Origin of the sequence: Dialister sp. UBA1703 (genome assembly GCA_002320515.1) — a bacterium.
In the GTDB taxonomy this organism is placed as follows: domain Bacteria; phylum Bacillota; class Negativicutes; order Veillonellales; family Dialisteraceae; genus Dialister.
This window is the reverse complement of sequence record DCJJ01000035.1, coordinates 7,616-10,599: the sequence shown is the minus strand read 5'-3', so window position 1 is coordinate 10,599 and position 2,984 is coordinate 7,616. Positions and strand designations below refer to the sequence as shown.

2 protein-coding genes are annotated in these 2,984 nt (G+C 54.9%); both read left to right on the top strand.

Features of this window, described 5'->3' with window-relative positions:
• Positions 1-433 precede the first annotated feature (433 nt).
• The gene (locus B2Y11_RS01760) at positions 434-1,300 is read left to right on the top strand and encodes a M48 family metalloprotease (protein ID WP_291055390.1); all 867 of its coding nucleotides are present in this window, start codon (positions 434-436) and stop codon (positions 1,298-1,300) included.
• Between the two features lie 11 nt (positions 1,301-1,311).
• The gene (locus tag B2Y11_RS01755; RefSeq protein ID WP_291055388.1) at positions 1,312-2,757 is read left to right on the top strand and encodes a hypothetical protein; all 1,446 of its coding nucleotides are present in this window, start codon (positions 1,312-1,314) and stop codon (positions 2,755-2,757) included.
• Positions 2,758-2,984 lie beyond the last annotated feature (227 nt).

The following is a 2,984-nucleotide window of genomic DNA, read 5'->3' as shown; positions in this document are numbered from 1 at the left end:
TAATCAGCGCTTCCCTAAAGGGGACGCAAGAACGTTACAGGATTTACTTTCAGTGTCATAGGGCTTGATAAGCATTACGGTAATCAGCCACCTCCGGTGGCTTTTTCCCCTTTGGTGCCTTACGGCACCAAAGGGGGATTGCATTTCCTCGCCCGTCAGGGCGGTTGTTTTGTTTTCCTGCTGCCGCAAGAGAGCATTTATACTGGCGCCCATAAGGGCGCCCACCACACCCCTTTGAACCTTGTGAACCCTCAAGCCCCAAAGGGGCTTGTCCATAAGAAGTCAGCGTTACGTGCTTCCTTTTATATCCCCATCCCCAGCCTCCATTCCCCATTCCCCACTATCCAAAGCACGGTAAAATCGCCATCCGATTTTACCGTGTTTTTTATTCGTGATATGATACAAGTGAAATCTGTAGAAAAAGAGGCCCTCCATGTCCATTACCCCTGTGATTCTAGTGATCCTCACGTTTATCGTTAATTTTATTATGGATTTCTCCTTCTGGTCCGTCATGCTTTCTCTTTACTACATTGGCGGCGCCCCGTCAGGTACCGATGACGGCACGCTTCTGGTGAAGCTGACTCTGGCTTCCGTACTCATTCCTGCCATTCTGGCCAGGCTGGGCGTGATGGAGCGCTTCTTCGTCTACTCCGAAGGCGGGAGGAAGGCCTATGGTGAAGACGCCCTGCTCCTGACGGAGGGTCTCCATGAAATCTGCCGCCGGGGAGAGCTTGACCCCTCGGACTACCGGCTGTATGTGGGCCTTAGAAACGAGTACAATGCCTTTTCTCTGGGAAAAAGCATCGTAGTCATGGCACCTCTCCTCCGCCAGTTTCCTGTGGAAGAACTGCTTGGTATTATGGCCCATGAAATGGGGCACATCCAGCGGGGCCACACCGGTGCCAATCTCCTCTGCGTAGGCATGGCCTGGTTCGGCCAGATTATCGTACTGGTATACAACACCATTTTCCTCATCTGCCGTCTCCTCATCTGGATTCCCTTCCTGGGCATCCTCATCAACCTCTTTGCCCTCTTCATCAGCCTGCAGTACAACATCCTCTCCTTCCTCCTCCAGACCCCTATGCTCTTCATCTCCCGCTTCGGCAGCCGGAAGGAAGAATATGAAGCCGACGCCTACGCCTGCCGTCTGGGACTGGGAAGGGGCCTTGGCCTGGGCCTTTATCACATCGAATCCATTTACGGCAGCAGAAATGCGGGCTTCTTTAAGAGCCTGCTGAACGACCACCCTGATACCCCCAAACGGATAGAAAGGATCAGGAAATATCTGGAAACTCATTAAGGAGGATACCTATGAAGGAAAAGCTCACCAGACTTCGCCGAGAAAAACAGTGGGCCCCCTATGCCCTCGCCGTCCTGGGTGTCCTTCTTGCCCTTTTCTGCCTCATCCTCCTGCTGGCCAAGCTGGCCAGCTTCGGCGCCGCCCGCATTTTCAACTACGCCGCCGCCCGGCAGGATATGCTCCGCGGCACCATCACCGTGGAGTCCATCACCGCCAATATCCACGGCGGCGTCACCTTTGAAAACCTTGCCTGGGACGATCCGGAAGGAAATCCCATCCTCCGCGTCCCCTCCGGCTCCTTCAAAGTGAACCCCTGGGACGTCATTTCCAAACACCTCGTCTCCACCACATTGGAAGAAATCACCCTGAACCGCCCTGCCTTCGCCGTCCGCTTCGACGAGGATATGAACGTGGACTTTGTGAAACGGGAGGAAAAGGAAAAGAAGGAATCCCCGCCTTCCGAGAAAACACTGGAAGACAAAGTGAAAAATTTCAACCGCCGCGGCAAGCCTCTCCACTTCAAACTCACCATCCATGACGGCCGGGTGCAGGCCTTCTACCGCCAGCGCCACTACATCATGAACCACGTAAGCATGACCGGCACCATCAATACCAAAGGGCAGACCAAACTGAGCCTCACCACCGGCCCCTTCGGCGGCACCGCCGTAGGCGACGGCGTGGAACTTCACGCGGAAATCGATTTCAAAGAAAAGAACCTCCCCACCATGATCGAATTTACCGCCAAAGGCGTGGATCCCGCCTCCCTGGGCCTGGGCGATGACATTCACGACAAAATGACCCTCACCGCCGCCGGAGACGGCCCCCTCTCCCACATTAAGGCCCACGGGAACGTTACCATGAAGGAACTCCACATCCCTGCCCTGGACTTTATGGACGTGAAAGGGAAAATCCATTATGACAAAGGCCTCATGACCTTCACCGGCGTCAAAGCCAGAGTCTACGGCGGCACCGTGGACGCAGAAGGAAACTACGACCTGGACAGCCGGGCCTATGACATCTACCTCCACGGAGAAGACCTGGACAGCCGCATTCCCTCCAACGAACCCAAATTCTACTGCCTCGTCACCCTGGACGGCGAAATCCACTGCGACGGAAACCAGAAACACCTCATCGCCTTCGGCCGTTTCTCCTCCGGCCCCGGCTTCTACATGCTCATCCCCTTCAACCGCATTACCGGCACCTTCAACAACCGCTGGCGGGCCGTGGACTTCTATGACGTTGCCATCGACACCCATTTCGGCCTCATCCGCACCGACGCCTTCCACATTATCAACGGAAAACTCCACCTGGGCACCATCGAGCTGGTGGACAAGACAACGGGACAGACCATGACCATCGGAGAAGCCAGAGACAGAGAAGGCCCCATGAAAACCATCAAAGAAATCCAGGACAACGTGAAAAGCATTAAGAAGCAGGTGGATGGACTGAAGCCATAAAGGCCGGCAAAGCCGCCTGGGCAGAGAGAGGCTGACGGCTCCTGCGGCGTGAGGGTTCAAAGGTTCAGAGGGTATGGACTGCCCCCTGCGGCGCCCGAACCCCCGCCGATAAAGAACAGCCGCCTTCCCTATTTCCCGGCCCACTAAGGAAGCACTGATTAATTCGCAGAATCAAATTTCATATGAATTTTTATCCAATGCTTCGTCATAAGTCTCCTTAAATAGCT